The 25,498-nt window shown below is 43.4% G+C and carries 22 protein-coding genes; 8 read left to right on the top strand and 14 right to left on the bottom strand.

Annotation, left to right across the window (positions count from 1 at the left end; genetic code table 11):
• The first annotated feature begins 7 nt into the window (after positions 1-7).
• Together radA and fusA are read left to right on the top strand one after the other, a co-directional pair.
• Positions 8-1,387 carry a DNA repair protein RadA gene (gene radA, locus R7F07_RS02730; RefSeq protein WP_005386443.1) on the top strand — a complete coding sequence of 460 codons (1,380 nt, stop codon included), beginning with the start codon at positions 8-10 and terminating at the stop codon, positions 1,385-1,387.
• 215 nt (positions 1,388-1,602) lie between these two features.
• Positions 1,603-3,693: an elongation factor G gene (gene fusA / locus R7F07_RS02725; RefSeq protein WP_005386444.1), complete on the top strand. Its 2,091-nt coding sequence runs from the start codon at positions 1,603-1,605 to the stop codon at positions 3,691-3,693.
• A gap of 118 nt (positions 3,694-3,811) precedes the next feature.
• Here the strand turns inward: fusA and R7F07_RS02720 are convergent, their stop codons facing one another.
• Positions 3,812-4,759, bottom strand: a complete 948-nt coding sequence (locus R7F07_RS02720; RefSeq protein ID WP_005391685.1) for a LysR substrate-binding domain-containing protein — start codon at positions 4,757-4,759, stop codon at positions 3,812-3,814.
• A gap of 97 nt (positions 4,760-4,856) precedes the next feature.
• On the opposite strand from R7F07_RS02720, the gene R7F07_RS02715 reads away from it, so the two are divergent.
• A complete protein-coding gene (locus tag R7F07_RS02715) occupies positions 4,857-5,066 on the top strand; it encodes a DUF1127 domain-containing protein (RefSeq protein WP_005380156.1) in 210 nt (69 codons plus the stop codon).
• 68 nt (positions 5,067-5,134) lie between these two features.
• Here the strand turns inward: R7F07_RS02715 and R7F07_RS02710 are convergent, their stop codons facing one another.
• Positions 5,135-6,826 (bottom strand): AMP-binding protein, encoded by a 1,692-nt coding sequence (locus R7F07_RS02710; protein ID WP_031779037.1) that lies wholly within the window; start codon positions 6,824-6,826, stop codon positions 5,135-5,137.
• A gap of 476 nt (positions 6,827-7,302) precedes the next feature.
• Here R7F07_RS02710 and R7F07_RS02705 point away from each other — a divergent pair, with 476 nt between their 5' ends.
• Positions 7,303-8,298 (top strand): transporter, encoded by a 996-nt coding sequence (locus R7F07_RS02705; protein ID WP_005380160.1) that lies wholly within the window; start codon positions 7,303-7,305, stop codon positions 8,296-8,298.
• Positions 8,299-8,522: 224 nt separating this feature from the next.
• Here the strand turns inward: R7F07_RS02705 and R7F07_RS02700 are convergent, their stop codons facing one another.
• The 4 genes from R7F07_RS02700 to R7F07_RS02685 are packed head-to-tail and all read right to left on the bottom strand — an operon-like array spanning position 8,523 to position 11,100.
• Positions 8,523-9,089, bottom strand: coding sequence for a hypothetical protein (locus R7F07_RS02700; protein ID WP_025768212.1), 567 nt, complete (start codon positions 9,087-9,089; stop codon positions 8,523-8,525).
• A gap of 54 nt (positions 9,090-9,143) precedes the next feature.
• The gene (locus tag R7F07_RS02695) at positions 9,144-9,821 is read right to left on the bottom strand and encodes a C39 family peptidase (RefSeq protein ID WP_005380165.1); all 678 of its coding nucleotides are present in this window, start codon (positions 9,819-9,821) and stop codon (positions 9,144-9,146) included.
• A gap of 5 nt (positions 9,822-9,826) precedes the next feature.
• Positions 9,827-10,150 carry a hypothetical protein gene (locus tag R7F07_RS02690; protein WP_005380167.1) on the bottom strand — a complete coding sequence of 108 codons (324 nt, stop codon included), beginning with the start codon at positions 10,148-10,150 and terminating at the stop codon, positions 9,827-9,829.
• Between the two features lie 20 nt (positions 10,151-10,170).
• Positions 10,171-11,100 (bottom strand): hypothetical protein, encoded by a 930-nt coding sequence (locus R7F07_RS02685; protein ID WP_005391691.1) that lies wholly within the window; start codon positions 11,098-11,100, stop codon positions 10,171-10,173.
• 568 nt (positions 11,101-11,668) lie between these two features.
• On the opposite strand from R7F07_RS02685, the gene R7F07_RS02680 reads away from it, so the two are divergent.
• Positions 11,669-12,313: a helix-turn-helix transcriptional regulator gene (locus R7F07_RS02680; protein ID WP_005380169.1), complete on the top strand. Its 645-nt coding sequence runs from the start codon at positions 11,669-11,671 to the stop codon at positions 12,311-12,313.
• Positions 12,314-12,436: 123 nt separating this feature from the next.
• Here the strand turns inward: R7F07_RS02680 and chrA are convergent, their stop codons facing one another.
• A complete protein-coding gene (gene chrA, locus R7F07_RS02675) occupies positions 12,437-13,576 on the bottom strand; it encodes a chromate efflux transporter (RefSeq protein WP_054577566.1) in 1,140 nt (379 codons plus the stop codon).
• 112 nt (positions 13,577-13,688) lie between these two features.
• On the opposite strand from chrA, the gene R7F07_RS02670 reads away from it, so the two are divergent.
• Positions 13,689-14,606: a LysR family transcriptional regulator gene (locus R7F07_RS02670; RefSeq protein WP_115386440.1), complete on the top strand. Its 918-nt coding sequence runs from the start codon at positions 13,689-13,691 to the stop codon at positions 14,604-14,606.
• 170 nt (positions 14,607-14,776) lie between these two features.
• Here R7F07_RS02670 and ebgR read toward each other — a convergent pair whose 3' ends face one another.
• On the bottom strand, positions 14,777-15,763 hold the full coding sequence (gene ebgR, locus R7F07_RS02665) for a transcriptional regulator EbgR (protein ID WP_171343201.1): 987 nt from the start codon (positions 15,761-15,763) through the stop codon (positions 14,777-14,779).
• A gap of 420 nt (positions 15,764-16,183) precedes the next feature.
• Between ebgR and R7F07_RS02660 the strand changes: the two genes are divergently transcribed.
• Positions 16,184-16,771, top strand: a complete 588-nt coding sequence (locus tag R7F07_RS02660; RefSeq protein WP_017820436.1) for an outer membrane beta-barrel protein — start codon at positions 16,184-16,186, stop codon at positions 16,769-16,771.
• A gap of 38 nt (positions 16,772-16,809) precedes the next feature.
• On the opposite strand, the gene R7F07_RS02655 is transcribed toward R7F07_RS02660, so the two are convergent.
• Positions 16,810-17,361, bottom strand: a complete 552-nt coding sequence (locus R7F07_RS02655; RefSeq protein WP_025768214.1) for a gamma-glutamylcyclotransferase family protein — start codon at positions 17,359-17,361, stop codon at positions 16,810-16,812.
• Positions 17,362-17,543: 182 nt separating this feature from the next.
• On the opposite strand from R7F07_RS02655, the gene R7F07_RS02650 reads away from it, so the two are divergent.
• Entirely contained in the window at positions 17,544-18,728 is a 1,185-nt protein-coding gene (locus tag R7F07_RS02650) for an NnrS family protein (RefSeq protein WP_318110434.1), read from the top strand.
• Positions 18,729-18,801: 73 nt separating this feature from the next.
• Here R7F07_RS02650 and R7F07_RS02645 read toward each other — a convergent pair whose 3' ends face one another.
• The 5 genes from R7F07_RS02645 to R7F07_RS02625 form a co-directional block, all read right to left on the bottom strand.
• Positions 18,802-19,755 (bottom strand): CorA family divalent cation transporter, encoded by a 954-nt coding sequence (locus R7F07_RS02645; RefSeq protein WP_005391702.1) that lies wholly within the window; start codon positions 19,753-19,755, stop codon positions 18,802-18,804.
• 277 nt (positions 19,756-20,032) lie between these two features.
• A complete protein-coding gene (gene glpD, locus R7F07_RS02640) occupies positions 20,033-21,592 on the bottom strand; it encodes a glycerol-3-phosphate dehydrogenase (RefSeq protein WP_017636005.1) in 1,560 nt (519 codons plus the stop codon).
• Positions 21,593-21,769: 177 nt separating this feature from the next.
• Positions 21,770-22,561: a DeoR/GlpR family transcriptional regulator gene (locus R7F07_RS02635; RefSeq protein ID WP_005380192.1), complete on the bottom strand. Its 792-nt coding sequence runs from the start codon at positions 22,559-22,561 to the stop codon at positions 21,770-21,772.
• A 158-nt stretch (positions 22,562-22,719) separates the two neighbouring features.
• Positions 22,720-24,237, bottom strand: a complete 1,518-nt coding sequence (glpK, locus tag R7F07_RS02630) for a glycerol kinase GlpK (RefSeq protein ID WP_171343206.1) — start codon at positions 24,235-24,237, stop codon at positions 22,720-22,722.
• A gap of 59 nt (positions 24,238-24,296) precedes the next feature.
• Entirely contained in the window at positions 24,297-25,151 is an 855-nt protein-coding gene (locus R7F07_RS02625; RefSeq protein ID WP_005380195.1) for an MIP/aquaporin family protein, read from the bottom strand.
• Positions 25,152-25,498: the final 347 nt, after the last annotated feature.

Genomic DNA, 25,498 nt, shown 5'->3' with positions numbered 1-25,498 from the left:
AGGCATCATGGCGAAAGCAAAACGAGCGTATGTTTGTAATGATTGTGGCGCGGACTTTCCCCGTTGGCAGGGGCAGTGTAACGCATGTGGTGCATGGAATACGATAACAGAAGTACGTATCGCTGCATCGCCAACCGTTGCTCGCAATGAACGCTTAAGCGGCTACGCTGGTTCCGCAACAGAAGCAACGGTTCAAACGCTATCCGAAATTGATCTGCAAGAAGTACCTCGCTTCACCAGTGGGTTTAAAGAGCTTGACCGCGTCTTGGGTGGTGGTGTTGTGCCAGGTGCCGCAATTTTGATTGGTGGTAACCCTGGTGCAGGTAAATCAACCCTTCTGTTGCAAACCATGTGTAGTTTATCTGCGCAAATGCCAACGCTTTACGTAACCGGTGAAGAGTCGTTACAGCAGGTGGCAATGCGTGCTTCCCGATTGGGCTTGCCGAAAGATCATTTAAAAATGCTATCGGAAACGAACGTCGACAAAATTTGCCAAATCGCCGAAAAAGAGCAGCCTCGTATAATGGTAATAGACTCGATTCAGGTGATGCACGTTTCTGATGTTCAATCGTCGCCTGGCAGTGTTGCTCAGGTACGTGAATCTGCGACGGCTCTGACACGATACGCAAAACAGAATAATGTTGCGGTATTTATTGTTGGTCACGTAACAAAAGATGGTACCCTTGCGGGCCCCAAAGTTCTTGAACACATTATCGACTGTTCGGTACTACTCGATGGTGGAACGGATAGCCGATTCCGCACTTTGCGTAGTCATAAAAACCGTTTTGGCGCTGTGAATGAGCTTGGTGTCTTTGCAATGACAGGCCAAGGATTGAAAGAAGTGAGTAACCCATCAGCGATCTTCCTTTCTCGTGGTGAAGAAGAAACATCAGGCTCTTCCGTCATGGTGGTTTGGGAAGGCACGCGCCCTCTGCTAGTAGAGATTCAAGCGCTGGTGGATTACTCGCAGTTAGCCAACCCTCGTCGTGTTGCGGTCGGCTTGGAGCAGAACCGCCTATCACTTTTGCTCGCGGTGTTGCATAAGCATGGTGGCTTACAAATGGCAGACCAAGATGTCTTTGTTAATGTGGTTGGCGGTGTTAAGGTGACGGAGACGAGCGCTGATCTTGCTTTAGTTATGGCGCTTTTATCGAGTTTTCGTGACCGTCCACTCCCTAAAGATGTGGTGATTTTTGGTGAGGTAGGGCTTGCGGGCGAAATCCGTCCAGTGCCAAGTGGGCAAGAGCGTTTGAATGAAGCGTTCAAACATGGTTTCAAGAAAGCCATCGTGCCAGCAGCCAACATGCCGAAAGGTGGCATCCCTGGCATGCAAATTCACGGCGTTAAGAAATTGTCGGAAGCTATAGAGGCTTTTGACGAGCTGTAATGCTCATAAGAATGGTATTTGTGCAATCACAAACTGTTCTATCCGTCCTCAATAAAATGCGAATAAAGTACATAAATTGCTGTGTTTGACTATGCTTTGGGGACGGAAATTTCACGTTAAAATTTTTTTTCTTCCATCCGCACGCAAGGGTATCAGTATTGACAGAATGTGATATACTCTGCGCGCACTTTATACCTTATTAACAGAGTAAGACAATGACTGATTTATCAAAATACAGAAACATTGGTATTTTTGCTCACGTAGACGCGGGTAAAACTACCTCTACAGAGCGTATCCTAAAGCTAACTGGTAAGATCCATAAGATCGGTGACACTCACGACGGTTCAACTACTACTGACTTCATGGAGCAGGAAGCTGAGCGTGGTATCACAATCCAGTCTGCAGCAACAACTTGTTTCTGGAACGATCACCGTCTAAACATCATCGATACTCCTGGACACGTTGACTTCACTATCGAAGTTTACCGTTCTCTAAAAGTACTTGACGGTGGTATCGGTGTATTCTGTGGTTCTGGTGGTGTTGAGCCTCAGTCAGAAACTAACTGGCGTTACGCTGACGAATCACACGTATCACGTCTGATCTTCGTTAACAAACTAGACCGTATGGGCGCAGATTTCTACAAAGTTGTAGATCAAGTACAGAACGTACTAGGTGCTACACCTCTAGTTATGACTCTACCTATCGGTATCGAAGAAGATTTCGTAGGTGTTGTAGACGTACTAAGCCAACAAGCTTACGTATGGGATGAGTCTGGCCAACCAGAGAACTACGAAGTTCAAGATATTCCAGCAGACATGGTAGAAAAAGCTGCTGAATACCGTGAAATGCTAATCGAAACTGCTCTAGAGCAAGACGAAGATCTAATGATGGCTTACCTAGAAGAAGGCGAAGAGCCATCTCTAGAAGACATCAAACGTTGTATCCGTAAAGGTACTCGTGATCTAGCATTCTTCCCAACTTACTGTGGTTCAGCGTACAAGAACAAAGGTATCCAACTTATTCTTGACGCGGTAATTGATTACCTACCATCTCCAACAGAAGTTGATCCACAGCCTCTAACTGATTCAGAGACTGGTGAGCCAACTGGTGAAGTTGCGACTGTATCTGCAGACGAGCCACTACGTGCTCTTGCATTTAAGATTATGGATGATCGCTTCGGTGCTCTAACCTTTATCCGCATCTACTCTGGTAAGATGAAGAAAGGTGACACAATCCTTAACTCTGCAACTGGTAAAACAGAGCGTATCGGCCGTATGGTTGAGATGCACGCGGACGAGCGTAACGAGATCGATTCAGCACAAGCTGGTGACATCATCGCTGTAGTTGGTATGAAGAACGTTCAAACTGGTCACACTCTATGTGATCCTAAGCACGAATGTACTCTTGAGCCAATGATCTTCCCAGATCCAGTAATCTCTATCGCAGTTAAGCCTAAAGATAAAGGCGGTTCTGAGAAGATGGGCATCGCGATCGGTAAAATGGTTGCAGAAGATCCATCATTCCAAGTTGAGACTGATGAAGATTCAGGCGAAACTATCCTGAAAGGTATGGGTGAACTTCACCTAGACATCAAGGTAGATATCCTTAAGCGTACATACGGCGTTGAGCTAGAAGTTGGTGCTCCACAGGTTGCTTACCGTGAAACTATCACTCAAGCAATCGAAGATAGCTACACGCACAAGAAACAGTCTGGTGGTTCTGGTCAGTTCGGTAAGATCGACTACCGCATCAAACCAGGTGAGCCAAACTCTGGCTTCACGTTCAAATCAACAGTTGTTGGTGGTAACGTACCTAAAGAATTCTGGCCTGCAGTTGAGAAAGGCTTTGCGTCAATGATGGAGCACGGTGTTCTAGCTGGCTTCCCTACTCTAGACGTTGAAGTTGAACTATTCGACGGTGGTTTCCACGCAGTTGACTCTTCAGCTATCGCTTACGAAATCGCAGCGAAAGGTGCATTCCGTCAGTCTATGCCTAAAGCTGGCGCGCAACTTCTTGAGCCAATCATGAAAGTTGACGTGTTCACTCCAGAAGATCACGTTGGTGACGTAATCGGTGACCTTAACCGTCGTCGTGGTATGATCAAAGACCAACAAGCAGCGTCTACTGGCGTACGTATCAAGGGTGATGTACCTCTATCAGAAATGTTTGGTTACATCGGTACTCTACGTACTATGACTTCTGGTCGTGGTCAGTTCTCTATGGAGTTCTCACACTACGCACCATGTCCAACAAACGTTGCAGAGCAAGTAATTGCTGACGTTAAAGAGCGTAACGCTAAGAAGTAATTCTTAAGTTAACTCTATAACTTGAAAGCCCCGCTTAGTGCGGGGCTTTTTGTATTTAGCAGTCTTATACGCAGAGCGTGTTTGTTTTATTCCTATTTAGCGTTTGTTTTGACGATTGTTATGATGCCGTTCTAGTACTGTTGCCTTTTAGGTCAATGGTCCTAAAGTCTGGTACCACTGACTTTTCAAATATTTCTATTTCTTCCTTCAACCATTGCGCAAACAATTGAGCTTTAGGTCTTTTTAAGTAGCCTTTTGGCGCACACAAGTAATACGCAAAGTTGGGCTTGATAGCGATATCTCCAATTCGGACCAATTTGCCAGAACGAAAATATTGATGAGCTAAACTGTGTTTTACTAATGCCACGCCTTGAAGTGATAGTGCAGCCTCAAGCACGAGATGTGATCCACTGTATTTTAAGGTAGGCTTTGCTGCGCAGTGACCCAAGGTTGCTAACCACATATTCCAATCAAGATCAGGCCAAACATCTTCAATCAGCTCAGCTTTGCTTAAATCCTCGATGTTATAGATCCCGTGCTCTTTCTGGTACACCGGATGACAAGCTGGATAAAAAGCTTCGTCCATTAGCCATTGCGATTCTAAATTGGGGTACTTTCCTAAACCGTAACGAACACATAAATCTATCTGGCTATCTTGAAAAGACACCAAATCATTGGTTGGTTCTAATAGCAAGGCGATATCAGGGTGACGCTGACGAAAAGCCGTAATTTTCGGGACTAACCAATGATGAGCGAAAGAGGGGAGTGTTGATATCGAAAGGTGGTTCGGGTTTGGATCTTGATTGACTAATCTTACCCCTTGCTGCAAATGAGCAAACCCTCTTTCTGCCTGACTAAACAGTAGCTCTCCCTCTGGTGTGAGCACGATTTTTCTGTGCTGACGAACAAATAGGTCCGTGCCTAAGAACTCTTCTAAATGACGAATTTGCTGACTAATGGCCGCTGGCGTAACAAACAGTTCTTTTGCTGCCGTTTTAAAGCTTCCTTCCTTTGCTGCAACGAAAAAGTAATACAAGCTTTGTAAGGGAGGCATTCGATCTTTCACATTAGTTTTCCTTAACTCTATGGCAGATTCTATCGCTTGAGGTTATCAGCGTAGTCGCTGATTATTAAGTGGTCAACATTGTATAGGGATCTTTGAAATGGAAAACATGACACACACTTGTGAGCGTACTATACCTACTGCCCATCAGAGCGGGTTACAGTTAATTTATTCTAAACTGGCGGCTTGGAGAAGGAACTATAAGACACGTCGTCACTTGAGAGAGTTACCAAAGCACCTTTGGGACGATATTGGATTAGGTGAAAGGGAGATTAGTTGTGAAGTGAGTAAGCCATTCTGGAGAGAGTAGTCTATGAGTTTGATTCAAGCTCAAAGTTAAGTTGCACTCCCCAATGGTGTTGAGGAGTGCAAGCAAAATTACAAGTCTTCTTCCCACACGACCAATTCATCTTTTGGCCAATTGTGGCCTATCTCATGATACTTTTGTTCGAGCACATGACGTTTAATTTTAAGCGTTGGCGTCAGTACGCCATTTTCTATACTCCAAGGTTCTTTAATCATTAACACACCTTTGATTTGCTCATGAGAGGCGAGTTCTTGATTCATCCTGGCAATAACTTTACGTGTGGTACGTGCGTATCGCTCTCGATCAAAGTTAGGGAAGTCATGTGGCACAACCAAAAGAATCGGAGCGGGTAGCCCTAAACCGATGAGACACATCATCTCTACGCGACTGTACTCGAAAAGCTTTTTCTCGATAGGTACCGGAGAGACAAATTTACCTTTGGCGGTTTTGAAGTTATCTTTTTTACGGCCTTGAATCGTTAGATAACCATCTGAATCGATAGCGCCGATATCGCCTGTGTGTAGCCAGCCCTCTGAATCAAAAGACTCTTGGGTGGCAATATCATTTTTGTAGTAGCCAGAAAATAGCCCTTTGCCACGCACCATGATTTCATCATCGGCTGCGATTTTTAACTCAATGCCTGGCCCTGCATTACCGACACTACCAATTTTGTCAGCTCTAAATGGGTAGTTGAGCGTGCTGTAGGCAAATGATTCCGTCATCCCCCAAGCCTCTGTGATATCAAGGCCCACTGAGTGGTACCATTCCAACAGCGCTGGTGAGACAGGTGCAGAGCCACAGCCTAATACTCGAGCCTGATCTAAACCTAGACCATCTGCTAGCTTTTTCTTGATCAAAGAATTGACGAATGGGATTTTCAACAGAATATTGAGCTTCTTCTGTGGAAGTTTGTCTTGAATACGTTGCTGGAATAGCGTCCATAATCGTGGGACGGAGATAAACAGAGTTGGTCGGTGCATCTTCACATCTTCGATAAAAGTGTCCAGTGACTCTGGAAATGCTGTTGGCACGCCACCCATAATCGATGAACCGAAGATATAAACACGCTCTGTAATATGAGCGAGCGGTAAATAAGAGAACAATCGGTCGTTTTCTTGGATACCAATATGATTGATCAGTTGCTGAACAGACCAACTGAATGCGCCGTAAGTTAGCATCGCGCCTTTCGGTAACCCTGATGTGCCTGAGGTATACACCAACGACATTAGCTTGTCATCGTAATGCTGCGGACGCTCTTCACTTGGCACTGCATCAGCAATGAGCGCTTGGTATTCGTGCTTACACTTAGGTGCCGTGTCATAAGGTAGAGCGATGCTAATGAGTTCAGGCATAGCATCAATGACTTGCTGAGTTGCTTTGGGATCATCGAGTTTTCCGCCAATGATCGCTTTACTTTCACTATGAGTCACACAGTATTCGATGGTGTCTGCACCGGCGGTAGGAAAGATTGGCACACTGACATAGTCACCAAGCATCATAGCAAGATCGCAAATAAACCATTCTGCACAGTTTTTAGATACTAACGCAACTTTGTCGCCAGGCTTTACACCAAGTGAGCGTAGTGCGCTGACAAGTTTTAAGGCTTGATCTGCAACATCAGAGAATGTGTACTCAACAAACTGTCGGTTAATAATTTGTTTTAGGTAGACCTCATTTGGACGCTCTTGAGCCCATTTGAGGATCATTTCATTTGGTGGTGGGAGAGCGCAACCAGCAGCGCTATTTAGATTCGGCTGATTCATTTTAAGTGACTCCATGTCTTCTCATTGTATTTATAATTGTTAACGCATTGTTAACTTTAGCATGTTAAATCGCGACACGGGAATGCATTTTGATGAAATATGTGGGGAAGATAGCGTTAGTTATGGTTGAAGTCGGAGCGACTCGATCTAAAAAGCAATGTGATTGATGCTACGCAAAAGAGAACAGGCTTTTCAGCTGTTATGTCATACCGACTTCATACTAAGAGCACAGGTAAGCAATTTATTTTATTAATAATATTGCGAAAACATAGAATCTATCCTAATTATTTATTAACTAGTGGCTTAGTGTTGAAGATAAGTATAAATGTCTCCTAATTTCTTCAAAGCGCCAAACTTAAAGGTATGTCGTGGTTTTGAAGTAGCTATACTAATCTTACTTTGGAAAGTTAGGAGCTTCACCTCAAGCTATTGCCTGAGATTACTTGGGTACGATCATCAGCAAAAGGAAAGATGTGATGTTACGGAAGACTTTACTGGGTACCTATCTTTGTAGTTTATTCATTGCGGGGAATGCATATGGTGCTGAAGGAGATGATATTCCTCAGCGCGCCCAAACGGTTGGTGATGTTATTGAGCGCCCAGGCGTTCTCACACCTAAAGGTAAATGGTCATTTGATTCGTCTTTAAGCTATACACAAAACTCTTCAAACAAAGTATCTGTTGTTGGGTATACAGTCTTACCAACTCTGATTGTTGGGCGAATTGAAGTGAGTGATTCGGATAGGACTACAGTAACCGTTGGATTAACTGCTCGGTACGGTTTAACAAACGCCACAGAGTTAGAAGTTAGAGTGCCGTATGTGTATCGTAATGACCAAGTTTCTACGCGCCCCATTCAAGATGGTTCAAACAGTGAAGTAGTAAACACAACGGTGGATGGCGGAGGGCTTGGTGATGTAGAGTTCGCATTGAGGCACCAGTTTAACTTTGAGTCTGCGCCATACTGGGTAGGTGGCCTTAGAGTAAAGTCGGATACAGGACGATCGCCTTATGATGTTTCTATTGAAGATGGAAGCAACTCATTTAGTGATGTCCCTACAGGTTCGGGTTTTTGGAGTTTTGAGCCTAATTTATCTCTTATTCACCCTGTTGATCCTGCGGTCTTGTTCGCTAGTCTAAGTTATATTTATAACTTAGAGGATACTGTTACAGTTGGCGACACAAAAGCTGATGTTGAACTTGGAGACACTATTTCTCTTTCAGGGGGAATGGGGTTTGCGGTGAATCCTGATCTTTCATTCTCTTTAGGACTTAGCCATAAAACTATTTTAAAAAGCAAAGTAAATGGCAGATCGGCAGATGATGCTAAGTTGCTTCAATTAGATGCATTAACTTTTGGTATAAACTATGCCTTTAGTGAACGCTCATCTATCAATGTTAGTGCTCAAGCTGGTCTTACAGAAGATACTCCCGACTTTCAATTAACAGTACGAGTACCTTTTAATTTGTAAAATGGATATTAGGCCCTTGAGTCTTGGGCCTAATTTATCGTTAGCGCCTAGTGTTCGCATTATAAATTGATTGGATTATATTGGATAAAGTAGGTATATATTCTTAAAATGATGGTGGCCGATTGATATATCGAACTTTCTTTTGGTATGTAATCATAGATATCAGTCGTTTCTAATATCAAAGAAGCTTAACGTGACAATTTTTCAGATAAAAATGGAAATGCTCATTGAAGGTGGTTCAATAAGGCGTCTTCTAATTGTTGGTTTGCTTTGATTTCCCGTATTACCCCATTTACTTGAGCATCAATGTCTACGAGCGTGCTAAGTCCAATAATACTGTTATCTTTCGTGTTTTGAATAATATTGATAATACTTGAATTTATAAAGTCTGAACTTATTATATTAGGATTTTGAGACGAAGGCATTTTGGGTGAATCTATAGAATCATCTCCAATAATATTGCCTTCACCAAATTGTATGATGTTAACAATACCCTGGTTGAAAACATCTCCACTTTGATTTTCACTATTTGCGCTAATGTTTTTTAAATTACCATTTTCAATTACTAAGTTGGCAATATTTGTGTTCAAAATATCATCGCCATTTATAGTCGTAGTAATGCTTAATCCAATATTAATAATATACTCGTCCGTAATTTGGAAACCACCTCGATATTCTTCTAAAGATAAATTTGAAAGAGGAGTAAGTTCTTGCAGGCCAACATCTTTAGCATTCACATTAAAATGAGGTATTAGCATACAAAGCACTAACAAAAATTTATTGTAGTTCATAATGTAGGCCTTTCAGGTTGTTAAGTTCTTAAAGTTATTTAAAACAATGTTATATTAATTTTCACCGGAAACTGGGAGAGTAATGCTAAATACCCCTAAGGAATCTCTAGACACTCCTGTTTTTAATGGTGATCTTTGATATACGGTGAAATTATCATTGGTTATAAAGCTAGACCGTCCCATTTCCGCTTCGTTACGGACCAGTAACACAATTCCTTGGTAATATTTTTCAAACTCATCCAGTTTCATTATCATGGTTCCTCTAGAAGGGTCTCCTAGAATAACTGAGTGATTGTTTATACCTCTGATGACAACAAAATGCATATACCCGTCGAAATTAACGAGAGTAATCCCAGGGACGCCGACTTCTTTAATTTTCTCCAGTCCTACTTGAAAGCCGTCAGAACGTAACCCTATGGAATCCAAGTAAAACTTCATATCCAACAAAGAAAAACCTTTCTCTTTGATTTTTTCTTTATCACCTTTTTCAAACATGCTTTTGAAGATATCTTGTTCAGATGACTCTGTTGCATAATGAAAAGTGAGAAGAGAAGCCAGGGCGGCAGAGCCACAGCTGAAGTCATACTGTTGGCGAAAAACATCACCGAACACTATTTCTTTGTAGCTTTTAACAGGAACAGAGTAATGTGCTCGGTAAGGTAGCAGTTCTAATGAAATGGCTGATGCTGAATAAACGAGCATCAGCCAAATTAAGTTATTTAATACTTTCATATTGTTTACTTGAGTGTCAGGTTAACGACGGTAGAGTTCTGGATTAAAACGTTGTTTCCGCTGTTCTGAATTACGTTGGATATACCCGAACTGTCTGCGAACGCTCCACTTGATAGTATATTGTTACCACTCACGGTGTTTGACGCGACATTATCTGACGAAATACCATTGATATCTGATTCTGCATAAACCAAGTCGAGTTCAACATTTTGTCCACCTCTTGATTCATTCATGATATCCAAGCTAACTTCTCCGCCAGATAATGCAATGTCATCAGCGAGTGCAGTGCAGGCAACTATCATACTCAAAGTACAGATTGCCAAACGCATCGCTTTCTCCTACTAGTCGGTTACTCACCCCCAGTAAACACACTTGCATTAGTTGTAACAGATTGTTGTACAAGTGAATTTGAACCAGCATTTTGACCAACGGTAGTAATACCAGCTGCACCACCAAGACCACCAAGGGTGTTCATGTTTTCAACTCGAACTCGAGTATCATCCGCGTTAGTTGCATAAATAACTGATGCACCTGTAACACCACCCATTAGGCTTGAGCTCGCAACAACCATATCTGTATCCATATGGACTTGATTGAAGCTATCAACATTTGTTGAGCTCGAGTCACTTTGATAGTTACTATTGTCGTTAAAGCTGTTCGAGTTTGTTGTGCTTGAATCAGCGTAGCTACGGTTATCACTCTGGTTACGGTTGTCGCTTTGATTACGATTATCGCTGTTATCGTTAAAGCTACTGTTGATACTAGAGTCACTGTTGTCGTTGTTGCTACGTCTTACAGTAGTACTAGAGTCGCTGTTGTCGTTGTGGCTTCTATTTGTGTTAGTACTTGAGTCACTACTATCACTATTTAGGCTCACATCAAGATCAGCACTGGTACTGTTGTCGTTAGCGTTAGACGTACTATTGTCGTTGTGGCTTTGAGCTGTGTTAGTGCTCGAGTTTGAGTTGTCGCTGTTGTTATTAAAGCTGTCATCAACACCAAGAGTTGCACTGTTGTCAGTGTCGCTGTTGTCGTTGAAGCTATGACCAATACCTAGTGACGCACTATTATCGCTGTTGTCGTTGAAGCTATCACCAACACCGAGAGATGCGCTATTGTCACTGTTATCATTGAAGCTGCCAGATAAACCGATATCGGTATTAGCGCTGTCAGTCCATTGCATGTTGTCGTCTCCATCATCGATCTCATTCGCGATTAGAGAGCCACTAAATAAAATTGCTGACATTGCTAAAGCAAGCCCTGTTTTGTTTAGAGTCATAACGATTACTCCATTTCCTGTTATTCCTGATTAAAAATGACTGCACTTAACTTCTTGCTGCTTCCTTCAAATGTTGTGGGAAGCGATGAAATTATAAGAAAGGATCAGTGAAAGCTGTTCTCATTATTGAGAATGATTCAGGCTGGAAGGGAGTATTTAGGTACGTCTATTTAAAGTATTAAAGAAAAAAATAACATAATCATAATGTTATTTTTTGTATTTACTTTAAGTACTCATCAAGTATGAAATGAAGCCAATATAAAGAAGTAATTTGTTCTATTGCACTGAGCGGAGCAGTCATCCATTTTTTATAAATGGCATTTTATCCAATTATTATCTTTATTATTTAATATTATAAATCATATCCTTATGCTAACACAGGTTGAAAAGTATGGATAAAAACACAACAGGTTCATACTTTTTAAGTCTTTTTCGGTGCTGAAAAGCAATGCGATATCATTCTGAAGTGCTATATTTTCTACTTAAAATGAAGATAAATTCTCTTTGCTGCCTCCAATTAATTTTCTAACGGGGGTTGGTGAAACAGGTAAGTTAATGTGGTGGGACTATGGAAAAGAAGCACTTGATACTGCTAGCTGAGAGTAATTTACAAAGTAACTTAATAAAAAAACAGCTGTCTTCCATTCATGATGTCGATGTAAAGATAATGCAACCAGATGAAGTGGTGTTCAGAAGTCACTCACTCAGTATCGATTTGATGTTTATTGATTACGATTTTATGCGTCAGCTTGAAGTACAAGGAAAGTTACCAGATTTTGATCTATTTGGGTGGTCCTTTATGCTTCACAACGTCCCTTGTGAAAAAGTACAAACGGACTTACTGCATTGGAAGTTGTTAAAAGGAATTTTGCTCCGAAGTGCATCAGTGACACATATATGTGATGGCGCGGAATACGTACTGAAAGGTGGGTTGTGGCTACCAAGAATGTACCTAGAGAAGTTAGTCCTCAATTATCGGCATGCAAATTTGTCCGAAGAACAGCAGCATGATGAGTTAACATGCAGAGAAAAACAGATTCTAGAGCTACTTGTGTACGGCATTTCAAATCAACAAATTGCTTCAAGACTTTTTTTATCTGAAAGTACAGTGAAAAGCCATATATACAAGTTGTACAAAAAACTCGATGTCCATTCTCGTCATGATGCAGTTAAGTTGGTAAGAATGAACAATGGCTTAACCGAGAGAAGTTAAGTCATAATTTGTGATGCTCTTTTTATCGGGGTCTGTTCCGTTTTCACTATCTAATCTAAGCAAGGGCACTCGTATTTGAGTGCCCGTGGTTTATCTAGATTCAATAGTTGGCGTATCAGCAGGCTACATCATGCCCGTGACAAGGCCTGCTGCCACAAAAAACACGATCATCCATAGTACCGAAAGGTTGAGCTTTTTGTGTAGATAGAAACCCGCAATCACTAACGCCATGTCGATGGGAGCAACAACTGCGCTGCTAAATACTGGCTGGTAAAGTGCCGCGAGTAGTAACCCTACTACCGAGGCATTTACACCGTTGATGGCGCCGGAGACCAGCGGTTTGCCTGCCAGTGCTTGCCAGTTCTTAAGAACGCCAAGTAGTAAAAGAAACCCAGGGAGGAATACGCCAAGCGTTGCGATCAGAGCGCCTAAAATTGGCGTATCCGAAAGCTCATAACCGATAAAAGTAGCAAAGGTGAACATTGGCCCCGGTACAGCTTGTGCAGCGGCGTAGCCTGTTAAAAATGCATCTTGGCTGAGCTGGTCGCCAACAATGTTTTGCAGAAGCGGCAGAACCACATGACCGCCACCAAACACTAAGCTACCAGCTTGGAAAAAATCACTAAACAGCCCAAGCAAAGGTAACGTATGAGCCACTAACGGTAAGCCGAGTAAAAGCACCGCAAATAGAGCCAATGCCGCGATAGACGGTTTAAACGACTCGGCTGATGGCGCGGAGTCTTTCTTTAGATATCGCATTCCGACAAAACCTGCTGCGATCAACACGAACATTTGCGTCATGATGCTTGGTGCCACCAGCAACGCAATCGCAGTCGCGATGCACAAACCCGCGGTCAGTTTGCTTTGGCAGAAGTTTTTGTACATGCCCCAAGTCGCATCCGCCACGACGACGACTGCGAGCAGTTTTAGGCCGTGAACGATGTTTTGGAACACTGCGGTGTCGGTGATTTGGCTGCTCACCATCGCCAGCGCCAACATGATGACCACTGAAGGAAGCGTGAATCCGACAAATGCTGCGCATGCGCCACCTAAACCGCCGTGTTTATAGCCTAAAGCAAAGCCAACTTGGCTTGAGCCCGGTCCCGGCAAAAACTGACTGAGCGCGACAATTTGCGCGTACTCGCTGTCATCAAGCCATTTCAGTTTCTCAACAAAGGTTTGGCGAAAATAACCAATATGAGCCGCCGGGCCGCCGAAGCTGAACCAACCCAGCCAGAAAAAAGTTTTGAATATGGTGAACATGTCGAGCCTGTTTATCTAAAAAGCATTGTTGCTAATTTATCGAATGCTCTAAAATGACTCAAATTGATGATTTTAATTTCATCTATGAATGAAATGGGATGAGGATGTTGGAGTGAAAGAGGACATTCAGTGGCGCAACATTGACTTGAACTTATTGGTGACGTTTTCCTACTTGTATCGCTATCGAAGCGTTAGCGTCGCGGCAGAGAAAAGTTACGTTAGCCAGTCGGCGATGAGTCATAGTTTGTCTCGTTTAAGGTTGTTGTTTGACGACCCGCTTTTTGAGCGAAAAGGGCACAAGATGGAGCCCACCGAGCACGCTCACCACATCGCGCCAACTGTGCATCACTTGTTGGATTCTATCGCCAAAGACTTGCTCACTAAGTCTGCCTTCCAACCTGAAAATTACGCGGGTGTATGTCGCATCGGGTTAACGGATTATGCCGAGTTTATCTTTGCTCCTCGGCTTTATGACGAAATACGCCAGCGCGCCCCAGAGGCGCAGATCAGTTTTATTAACGTCAATCGTAGCAACTACGTGGCATTAACTGAGCACGAAAAGCTCGATGTCATTATTGGCAGCATGCCGGTGTTGGATGACAACTTTGAGAGCTTGTACTTGTACACCGAAAAACACGTGTGCATGTGTGATAAACAGGTGTTGAAAGGGGAAACACAGCTGTCTCTGGAAGCGTTCGCGAACATCGAGCAAGCTCTGGTAAGTCCCGATGGGAGCTTAAAGACACAAGTAGACCAAAAGCTCGCAGAACATGGCTTGAGCCGCAAAGTCACCGTGGCGTCGCGCAACTTTCTCACTATTCGGCATCTATTGAAAAAGCGCGATCTCATTGCCATCGTGCCAGAAAAAATGGCGTTGGCGGAGGGCTTTTCGGACGATCTCATTACTGTTAAGCCGCCGATCGCCGTTGCGGATTTTGATATTGCCATGCTGTGGCATTCCAGCCGAAACAATGAAGACAAAGGCATTTGGCTACGCGAGTTGGTTTCTTCGACCATCACCTCTAAATGATAAACATTTGGGGCACTCATGGTGCTTAGAGTGATTTGTTGTTGAACTTCTTACTACCCGCTGAGTTATCGGCGTTACGCCGAAACAGTACTGATTGTGCAAAATGAATATCTTGGGTTAGGGGGGGATGTTCCAGATTTAATTCATAAAAGAGATTAATGGAAAAGGTATCATTGAGTTGTACCACGTAGTTTAAGCTCTGTTTGAACGTATACATGAAGAGGGAGTAAGCGTCCATCTCGGTATTTTTCCACTAGTAAGTTCACTCCCTGAGTTCCCATCAACTCAGAGTGAATACGAATTGTAGACAACGGCGGAAAGGTAAAGCGAGCAGTAGGAATATCATTCATACTAATCAGCGTAATATCCTCTGGTATCTTTAAGCCAAATTCATGGATTGCACGTACTATGCCAATCGCGATGGAGTCTGAATCAATGAATACTGCTTTCGGGAAGTCACCTTTGGCTAGCATCTCTTTCGCTAAGTTATAACCGGACAAACTAGAGCAGGCACAATAGTGTATATCATGTTCTGCGACCACGCCTTTTAGATAGCCATAGTCCAAAAACACATTTTCACGAGTGTCAGCTGCGTCGTGCTTGTCTTGACCGCCAATATAACCGATGCGGCGGTGGCCTCGTTGTACAAAGAAATCAACTACTTGCCTACTGATTCGAATAAGGTCGACATCAACGCAATCATAAGGGCAGGTTGGATCTGAAAAGTTTATGTAGCAAATGCTATCGGCTAGACGTTTAGGTAATTTATCTACTACCTTTTGGTCGACATTTCCGACTAAAAGGACACCTGTTATCTTTTTCGTTTCAACATCAATTTCACTGTTATAGCAATTGGTTAGCGTAATATCTAATTTGTCGCATTGCGTTTCAATCCCATGACGAATTGATAAGTAGTAAGGGTCATTCACCTCTGTTTCTTGTTTGTAGTTATATAAGGCTAAAAAGTGATGTTTTTGCTTAGCTTCTTTGATGCCTTTCTTCGAGCTACTGGTGCGGTACTCCAGTTTTTCTGCAATTTCCAAAATGCGGTATTTGGTTTCTTCTTTAACGCTCAACGTTGGGTCGTTGTTCAAAACCCGCGATACGGTTGCAAGTGAGACGCCTGCTTCAATGGCGATATCTTTTAGCTTTGCCATGTAAATTTCCCGTTGGCACTGCCCAAGTGTGAGCTCAATAATCTGACTATTTTAAACAGCTACTTAGATATGCACAAACCTTTAGTAAGACAGTCCTAAACACTTTAAATCATCATATCAAGCCAAATTGTTTTCATGAAATAGACTCTATTGAGTAATAAATAAAGCCGTAAACGTAAGGATTATATTGCTGTAAAAATACTGAAAAACGCGACTGGTTTGGAAACTTGCTACTTGTGGTAACTCTAGTACTTAATAGGACTCGAGCTGTTTAGAGTTTAATCAAGCAAACGTTTTATTGTTCATGTTTATGTTTTGTGTCTCATTTTATAAACAAATCAATAGGAAAGTATTCAACTCTATTTATAATCTCCGCGCTTTTAAAAGCTGTCTAACAGTATGAAAAATTAGGAAATTATAATGAAAAAAGTATTGCCATTATTGGCTTTAGGTGCAGTGGTTGCTTCAGCATCAGTTCAAGCAAAAGGTAACTGGTATGTTGGTGCTGATTTGGTAAATTCAGATCTTAAAGTTAAAAGCTTGTCAAAAGATCTTTCTGCGACAGGTCTTAGCCTTGCTGTAGGTAAAGAGCTTCAATATTCAGAAAACTTCAAACTAGCTTTTGAAGGTGAGTACATATACTTTGGCGACTTTGAAGAAACATTTTCTTACATGGGGTGGCCGGTTAAATTTAGTGTTGATGCTTCTGCGTTCAATTTCAATGCGAAGCCTAAATACCAATTTGCAGGTACAGGCTTCTATGTTGGTGCGATTGCTGGCCTTGGTGTAATGAGTGTTTCTTATGAAGTGAAATCATCTAGCACTGTTACCGATGATGGTCGTGATGTAGGCTTTAACTACGGTGTTGAGGCTGGTTATGAGTTCGCTTCAGGTTTGGTTGTATCTGGTGGCTACCGTGCTTCTTCGGTAAGTATTGATGCCGAAAACGGTGGCAGCGAAGATTTTGATTTTGACAGCCTGTACGTTGGTGTTGATTACAAGTTTTAAGCTCGCGTAAGCAAAACATAGATACTAAAAAGGAGCCGTTAGGCTCCTTTTTTTATTAGATTATCAATCAACTCATAATGGTGATCTTGTACGCCTGCAAGGTTGCCATATTTGGGTTGGTGGCGGTCATTTTCTTTCGCGTGTTGCCAGCCAATGGTGTGACGCACAAAATGCTCTGCAAACGCGTGGGAAACTTCCAAGCAACCTGCCAGTACGGTATCAACATAACTTTGCATGATTGGGCTCTTTTCGCATGGTGGTAGTGGCTCGTCTTTTACGTAAACCCAAATGTCATGTTCTTGGTTAAAACTCGCATCTGTTTCGATTTGATCTGGCTGAAGTTGAATACGATGATAACCTCGCTCACGGCGGTCGAATTCTGCGAGCGCTTCTTCATTTACTTCGAGTAAAACGCCATTAACCTGTCCATCGCCTTGGTTCACCACTAATGGAGAGAGGCTGTAGCTGTCGTCAATCTTCCCCCAGTAGCGAACCAACCCATGTGCTATGACGGGAATGGCTTCTCCCGTTTGTCCGGTTAACTTACGCGACGCAGAATTAATCAAACTGCCATAGCCAAATATGTACATTGTCGTTGCATCCCTTAACTGATAGTTGTGCCTCTCATGTTTATACCTAACCCGCATCTGAAGCACAACTTTACCTCTTAAGTATAATCTTAATTATAAACATGTATTTTTTATACATGTTTATGGTAGCATCAATATGTAGTTGAGTTAACCAGCATCGAGAGACGCTTGAGGGCAAGATAATGCTGAATATCACCGATAAAAAAGTAGAAGAAAAAATCCCCGCATGGCTGCGATTAGGCTTTCGGCCGTTTTTTCTGTTTGGGTCGATTTACGCCATTGTTGCGATTGCGTTGTGGGTGTGGATGTTCCAAGGCGGACAGCCAAACGCATTAGCCGTGCCTGCATTGTGGTGGCACGTACATGAAATGTTGTTCGGTTTTTCGATGGCCATTGTAGTTGGCTTTGTACTGACCGCGGTACAAAACTGGACTGGCATTAATGGTACCAAGCATTACATGCTTCTGGCTTTATTTGGCTTGTGGTTAGTGCCCCGCATATTGCTTTGGACACCAGCACCGTTATGGTTAACCAGCAGTATCGAAGCGGTATTTTTACTGTTTGTCGCCTATGAGGTGGGCATTCGTGTGTATCGAGCCAAAGGTTGGCGTAATTTGTTTTTCGTTCCACTGTTTCTTTTAGCCATCTTTGCGAACTTTGCAAGCTACGCAACGATAAAAGGTATGCCGCCCTTTAGCTCTTCAGCGGTGTGGCAAGCAATGCTGTGGTGGTTTACCTTGCTGTTGTCAGTGATGGGCGGACGTGTGATTCCATTTTTTACTGCGCGTCGATTTAATTTCGAAAAAGCGCAACCATTGGCTTGGTTAGAGTGGTTCGCGAACTTGCCATTGGTAATGCTATTTGTGCTGAGCTTTTTCCCTATGACGTTTGCAGAACTAGGTAGTCCTTTGATGCTATTTGCAGGTGTTGCTCAGTTGGTGCGTTTTGTTCGCTGGAAACCTTGGTTAACCCTGAGCGAGCCTTTAGTGTGGTCGCTGCATGCTGCGTATTTGTGTTTACCACTAAGCTTAATTTTGCGAGGCGTCTGGGGAGATGCATTTGCCAGCCATAACCTCATTCACCTGTTTGCGATAGGTGCGCTAGGCGGTTTGATTTTAGCGATGATTGCACGGGTGACGATGGGACATACTGGTCGCATGATCTACAAAGGGCCAAACATGAGCCTTGCGTTTACAGCGATTACCGCGGCAGCTTTGGTTCGCAGTTTCGCCGTGATCTTTGACCCAGCGAACATGATACTGTGGATTGATATCAGCGGCGGATTATGGATTGTTGCGTTTGGGCTGTTTGTGTGGCGCTTTGGTGTGATGCTTGTGACCCCTCGTGTGGATGGTCACCCCGGATAAGATTCTAATGTGAGTAGAGAAAAGAGGAGCCGCGTGCTCCTCTTTTGGTTTTTGTTCTTTATAGGTTTAGTGTTTATTCGTCTTCGTCGTCCGCTTTATTCGTGAGCCCCAAGCGTTTAAATAGCCACCACTCTAGACCAAAAATGACAATTAAGGCGATGCAGAACCAGGTGAATGCCATGGTGGATTCCACGCCTGGCATTCCACCAACATTGATACCGAGTAAACCTGTTAAGAAGCTGGTTGGTAGAAAAATCGTTGCTACCAAAGTAAACAGGTAACTGTTTTTATTGGTTTTCTCATCACGATGATGTTTGATCTCTTCTTGGAAAAGCGCCACTTCTCCAAGATAAAACTCAAGTGTTTCATTTATGCGCGTAATATTATTGTGTGCGAAGCGATATTGATGAGGTCTCAAAGCAATCAATTCTGATTCTGACTCCACAAGATCACGGATAGCGTACTGCTGAGGGCGAATAAAACGCTTGATAGAAATCAGTGCTTTTTGAGTCGCCATATGTTTGTACGTCGACTCATCATTCACATCGAACTGGTTTAGTGTTTCTTCAATCGTATCAAGGTAAATGTCTATTTTACTGTTTAATCCTTCAATGATCTGATGAAGTAAACTAGCAAGACTTTTTGGGCCTTTGTGTTCCGCTAATGCTTGGCGAATCTCCATGATCGCGCGTGATGGAATTTTACGAGTTGAAATGAGTGCGCCTTGAAAGTAGAGAATTCGAATACTAAGCATATCTTCTGGTGATGCATTGCCGTTCATATTGACGCCTCGTAAAATCAACATGAAGTTCTCGTCATCTAAAGGATGGAAAGATGGTCGGCTTTCGTCGGCTAATAGATGATCAACCGTAGCTCGAGGTACTTGGTTCTGCTCCAGCCAACCACGAATATCGGGATGCAGCCGTTCGCAATGGTACCAATGCTTAGCTTGAATTTGCTCTGCCGTGGTGGATTGTTGAGTTGCTTCTGGGGTTGAGAAGTCCCAATGTTCAATCATAAAACCCATTTTCTTTTCCTTGTTTGAGCCGATACCAAAATAACCTCAAGATACTTCTTTCGCGAGAATTGCATTGCCATACAGAGGCAATGCTCTGAATACGGTACTCTGAAGTCATTGATGCATTATTTTTCAAATGAGTATGATTGTATTTAACGCCAAATGTCTATGAATAGTTGTTCTTATTTGCAATCGAGTGGAGCGCACCAAGGTGTTGTGCTTAAACAACAAAACAAAAAGCCTGCAACTAAGCAGGCTTTATTGTGGGGGGGAGGGAGGGGAGCTGTTAGCCAACCTGAGAAAGATTAACCACTTTCTGTTGTAGCTTTTTCTTTAAATAGTCCGTTAAGGCCTGTTTTTCTTCCTCGTTCATGTAAAGACCAAGCTTAGTACGGCGCCATAAAATGTCTTCATCGGTCATTGCCATTTCATGGTTCATTAAGTAATCGATCTCACGTTGGTAAACACCACCTGCTTGTGCCGAGAACGTTTGTCCTAAGTCAGCTTCACTTGTTGTGCCTTCCATTAAGTTCCAGGTTTGGGTACCAAACTGTGTGACATAACGAAGAATCAATGCTTCTGGCGCCCAAGTGTATTTAGCGTGAATTTGTTTAGCTAATTGTTCACGACTACAGCTGAAGTTACCACCAGGAAGGGTTTGGTTGGCCGTCCAGTCTTTACCCATTTCAGGTAGGAACGGAGCAAGTTTCTTCATTGCTGCTTCACCTAACTTACGGTAGGTCGTTAACTTACCACCAAAAACAGAAAGCAGAGGTGCATGGTCGTATTCCGCATCGAGCTCTAGCGTGTAGTCTCGTGTGATTGCTTGCGGAGAGTCAGATTCATCGTCACATAAAGGACGAACACCGCTGTATGTCCAAACTACATCTTCGCGAGTCAACTGGTGGACAAAGTGTTGGTTTACGATATCAATGAGGTAATCGACTTCGTCATCTGAGATCGACACTTCACGTGGGTCACCTTTGTATTCCACATCTGTTGTACCAATGATTGAGAACTTATCTAAGTAAGGAATCATAAATACGATGCGATTGTCTTTGTTTTGAAGGATGTAGGCTTGCGGTTCGTTGTGGATACGAGGAACAACGATGTGCGAGCCTTTGATTAAGCGAATGTTACGAGGAGAGGCTTGCTCTAATCCATCATCAAAGAACTGTTTTACCCAAGGCCCCGCAGCATTGACTAACGCTTTCGCTTTACGTTCGAAACGTTGGTCTGTCATCACATCGTGAATAGTAACGTGCCAGATACCACCTTCACGGTGTGCTTTTTCCACGCGGCAGTAGTTACGTACTTCAGCATGGTTTTCGCGAGCCGCAAGAACGTTCAGTAATACTAAACGTGCATCATCAACCCAACAGTCAGAGTATTCGAAACCCGTTTTCATCTCTGGTTTTAGCAAGCCAGATTTCGCAAGGTTGACGGTTTTACTGCCTTGCAGCGTCGTACGTTTACCCAAGTTATCGTAAAGGAAAAGGCCACAACGAATCATCCAAGCTGGGCGTAGGAATGGGCGATGCGGTAAACGGAAACGCATTGGTAATGCGACGTGTGGTGCTTTACGAAGAATAACCTCACGCTCTGCGAGCGCTTCCGAAACTAAACGAAACTCGTAGTGTTCAAGGTAGCGTAAACCGCCGTGTATCAGTTTAGAACTTGCTGAAGAAGTCGCAGATGCGAAGTCATTTGCTTCATATAAGCCAACACTCAAACCTCGGCCAGCTGCGTCTGCTGCAATACCAGCTCCGTTAATGCCGCCACCGATTACGATCAAGTCTAAGGTAGTGGATGAGCTAGTAGTGGAAGCATTATTTTGTATACTCATAAATTTGACCTCTTGGTGAGCGAACGAGCATTTTAGAACATAATGTAATCCTAGCTCAGGTTTCGTTTGTGATCATCTATTATTTTCGTTTGTGAGCGTTTTGTGTGATTTAGACACAAAAAAAACCTCTGTCTAATTAAGACAGAGGTCATTTGAGGGGGAATTATACGATTGACGTTACTCGTTTTCGGAGTTTGATTCGTTAGCTTCAACCACTTCAAGTGGGATAGAAGCTTCCTTCAAAATTGACAAGATTTCTTCTGGTGGCTGCTTATTGGTAAAGATCATGTTGAGCTGTGCAATATTGCCTAGTTTCACCATAGCATTGCGCCCAAACTTGGTGTGGTCTACGGCAAGAAATACACTACGGCTATTGTCAATGATCGCTTGTTTTACCCGGACTTCGTGGTAATCAAAGTCTAATAGCGAGCCATCGAAGTCGATACCGCTAATGCCGAGAATACCAAAGTCGAGACGGAACTGTTTAACGAAATCGAGGGTAGCCTCGCCAACAATACCGCCGTCTCTGCTGCGGACTTCTCCACCCGCTAAGATGACTTTGATTTCAGGGTTAGGGAAAAGAATGGTCGCAACATTGATGTTGTTGGTGACAACACGCAACTGTTTATGATTTTTATTGAGCGCTCGCGCAACTGCTTCTGGTGTGGTGCCGATATCGATGAATAGTGTGGCACCATCTGGAATGTGTTTGACTACCTCGTCTGCAATGACATCTTTTTCATTGAAGTTGAGCGCTTTACGCGTGTTGTAAGATGTGTTTTCAGAACTGAGAGGAATAGTGGCTCCACCGTGATAACGACGAATTTTGTTGTCATCGGCGAGTTCATTGAGATCGCGTCGGATGGTTTGTGGGCTGACATTGAATCTTTCTACCAACTCATCCGTGCTGACATAGCCTTGTTTTTTCACCAGCTCAACAATCTGCTGGTGTCGAGGTATTTGCTTCACTTACCACTCCCTTGTGCATTGGTAACGGCCAATGCTTCAAATTCGAAGCTCTATTGTGCTCGAATTTGTTCGTTGTGAGAAGTAAGCGAGTTCAGGAATCGGGGATAAAGCGCAAAAAGAGCGCACAAATGGCGCTCTTTTTTCTTATGGAGATGAGATTAATCTTCTTCGTCGTGAAGTTCAGACCAGGTTTGTGCACATTTCACTGCACGCTTCCAACCCTTGTAACGACGATTGCGTTTTTCTTCATCATCGTGTGGCTCAAAGGTGCGATCAAGTACCGCTTTATTCTGCAACTCATCAATGCTATCCCAGTAACCAACTGCAAGGCCGGCAAGGTAGGCTGCACCAAGAGCGGTAACCTCAGTTACTTGAGGACGGTGTACTTCTGTATTCAATACATCGGATTGGAATTGCATTAGGAAGTTGTTCGCTACTGCACCACCATCGACGCGAAGGTTCGCAAGCTTAATGCCTGAGTCAGCTTGCATCGCATCCAGTACGTCACGAGTTTGATAAGCGATGCCTTCTAATGTTGCACGGATGATATGGTTTGAATTCACACCGCGAGTAAGGCCGACAATCGTGCCACGTGCGTAGGCATCCCAGTATGGTGCACCTAAACCAGTAAATGCAGGCACGACATAAACGCCGTTTGATGTGTCCACTTTTGTTGCGAAGTATTCAGAATCTTCTGCACCGTTTAGGATTTTCAGTTCATCACGTAGCCACTGGATAGAGGCACCACCCATGAACACCGCACCTTCAAGTGCGTAAGCAGGCTCGCCTTTCGGGCCACAAGCTAGCGTGGTAAGCAGACCATTCTTCGAGGTGACTTTCTCTTGGCCAGTGTTCATCAGCAAGAAACAACCTGTGCCGTATGTGTTTTTCGCTTGGCCAGCTTCCACACACATTTGGCCGTACAACGCGGCTTGTTGGTCACCTGCAATCCCTGCGATAGGAATACGAGTACCACCTTTACCACCGATGTTCGTTTTGCCGTAAATTTCCGATGAGCGCTTCACTTCTGGCATCATAGATGCTGGAATGCCAAGCTCATCTAACATTTTTTGATCCCAACATAGATCGTTGATGTTAAACAGCATGGTACGCGATGCGTTAGTGTAGTCGGTTACGTGAACGCGACCTTGAGTCATCTTCCAAACTAACCAAGTATCGACAGTACCAAACAAAAGCTTGCCTGCTTCTGCGTCTTCTCGTGCGCCTTCAACATTGTCCAGAATCCATTTAACTTTGGTACCGGAGAAGTAAGGGTCAAGCACCAAACCAGTGTTGTCACGTACATAGTTTTCGAGACCGCGTGCTTTTAAATCTTCACAGATATCAGCAGTACGGCGACATTGCCATACGATCGCATTGTAAACGGGTTTACCTGTTTCTTTATTCCAGACGATGGTCGTTTCACGCTGGTTAGTAATACCGATAGCCGCTAATTGGTCGCTACGGATACCAGACTTAGCTAGAGCTTCTACTAAGGTAGAGCTTTGTGTTGCCCAGATCTCCATTGGATCATGTTCAACCCAACCAGCTTCTGGATAAATCTGAGTAAATTCGCGTTGCGCGACGCTTACGATGTTCGCATCATGATCAAGAATCACTGCGCGAGAGCTTGTTGTACCTTGGTCTAGGGCAACAATGTATTTTTGCTCAGTCATGGTAAGAATCCTTTTGTTTCGTTATTTATATTTTAGTAAATGTTCGAGTTACGTCAGTTTTAAGCTCTAGCTTCTTCTGTTTCTTCTTCCGTCTCACATTGGTTTGGAATCGTACAACCGTGGCCTTGTTGTGGAAGGTAAGCGGCAATCGCTTTTGGATACAACCAACCACCAAAACACGCACCTGCAATCGGAGCAAGTAAAGGCACGATAAAGTAAGGAATGTCTTTTGCACCTGTCAGAGCGTAATCCCAACCTGCGAAGTAAGCGAACAGCTTCGGTCCAAAGTCACGAGCAGGGTTCATCGCAAAGCCTGTTAGTGGGCCAAGTGAACCACCGATGACGGCAATCAAAATACCGATCAATAGAGGGTTCATTGCGCCACGTGCCGCGCCGTTATTTTCATCGCCCAGAGCCAGAATCGCAAACATCAGCACAGCAGTGATAACGAATTCCACAGCAAAAGCACCAAAGAAAGAGAGGGAGGCATGCGGATAGGTTGAGAAGATACCAGCAGTTGCTAGTGCATCTTGGCTGCTGCGAACGAAGTTATGAGCGATTTCGTAGTCGGTGAAAAGGTTGCTGTATAAGCTGTATACCAATGCAGCAGAACAGAATGCCCCAAGCATTTGAGCGATAATGTATGGCACCACTTTCGCCTTATCAAAACCATGGAACATAGCAAGTGCGATGGTAACGGCAGGGTTGATGTGTGCACCAGAGACGCCAGCCGTACAGTAAATAGCGATGGCGACACCGAAGCCCCATACAATACTGATTTCCCATTGTCCAAATGATGCGCCTGTTAGAACTAAGGCTGCAACACAGCCTACGCCGAAGAAAATAAGTAGTCCTGTACCGATAAACTCGGCCAAACATTCTCCAAGCAGAGAGGGGTGTTTGTTCGTTGTCATGTTAAAAGTCCTTTGATCATTTTTGCCTGTCTAGCACGATACTATTGTGCATATATAAACGTTTACGAAAACAAACGAGCGTTAAAAGTGAGCGTTTGAGCATAAATTTGTTAATCAAAGTCTTCGTTTTTGTTAAATGGCGCATCTTTTAACCGGAAAAGAACATAACGAAAATAATTTATTTGTCACGAGGCCAGTGTTGAGAGCTCTCAAATTACCGATGTGAAAAAGAATGCACAACTGGTAAGAGGAGTTTTGTGAAGCTGCTACGTGCTTGGAGACTTATTGCACAGAACTTGTGTAGCAATTAACCCTAAAGGAGTAGCGGAATGTCAAATGTATCAAGG

Origin of the sequence: Vibrio sp. YT-16 (genome assembly GCF_033337405.1) — a bacterium.
GTDB lineage: Bacteria > Pseudomonadota > Gammaproteobacteria > Enterobacterales > Vibrionaceae > Vibrio > Vibrio alginolyticus.
Note: the sequence above shows the minus strand (reverse complement) of the source record. Positions and strands in the feature narration are given on the sequence as shown.